The sequence below is a fragment of the Brevibacillus reuszeri genome, assembly GCF_002897295.1.
GTDB classification, from domain to species: Bacteria; Bacillota; Bacilli; order Brevibacillales; family Brevibacillaceae; genus Brevibacillus; species Brevibacillus reuszeri_A.
Map to the genome: position 1 here is coordinate 1 of NZ_BEXF01000109.1, position 832 is coordinate 832.

The 832-nt window shown below is 35.5% G+C and carries 1 protein-coding gene; it reads left to right on the forward strand.

Annotated elements, in window-relative coordinates; genetic code table 11:
- Nucleotides 1–172 precede the first annotated feature (172 nt).
- Nucleotides 173–625, forward strand: a complete 453-nt coding sequence (locus C3B52_RS35675; RefSeq protein ID WP_103111013.1) for a MarR family winged helix-turn-helix transcriptional regulator — start codon at nucleotides 173–175, stop codon at nucleotides 623–625.
- The last annotated feature ends 207 nt before the right edge of the window (nucleotides 626–832 follow it).

The following is an 832-nucleotide window of genomic DNA, read 5'->3' on the forward strand; positions in this document are numbered from 1 at the left end:
AAGAATACGCTTCGTTATAAATGGAATCCATTTATGTTTCAGAAAACCACCTCCTACACCCTTATAATAAAATAATTATATCTAAATATCATTATTATTTTTAAATCACAATAAATTAATGGTTGCATTTTGCAAATATTTTATGATATAACTTTTACGAGGTGATTCAAATATGGAAAATGCACGTGAATTGTTTCAAATCATGACTCGTAGATTTGGTCTTCTGAATAAAAACTGCTGCAGTATCGGAGGAAATGACGTTTCTTTAGTTCAAAGCCACATCTTGTATGAGATTGACCGGCAGCACAACCCTTCTATGCAACAGATTGCTGAAACACTAGGAACCGATATTACGACATTTAGCCGACAGGTCCAGTCCCTAATCAAAATGAATTTAGTTAAAAAAACACCAGATCCGCAGGACCGAAGAGTTCACACACTTGCCCTTACGACGGAAGGTAAATTTATTGCAACAACCATTGATATGCAGATGAATGACTATCTTAACGAAGTATTCTCTTATATGACCGAGTTCGAAAAAGAAACAGTGCTTCATTCCGTTAAAATTTTTAACGACGCGATGGCGAAATCCAATAAATGCTGCGGCCCATTATCTGAATCATAAAATTGATCTATAGGAGATGAATTATGATGTTGCTTCATTCTTACGTTGCAGAGTATTTAATGAAAAATGACCTTCACATTCAAAAAAGCCGAGAGATAACCAATAAAGAACTCAATAGAAAAAAATCCCGTAACCTGTTCTCGTTTTCAAGGCAACCACGCATGAATACCTGCTGTGTCTCCTGCTGCTAAGCTTATATTTCCTACA

Bases quoted from the DNA above. Each gene is read 5' to 3' on its own strand.
- C3B52_RS35675 (WP_103111013.1), top strand. From the start codon at position 173: ATGGAAAATGCACGTGAATTGTTTCAAATCATGACTCGTAGATTTGGT.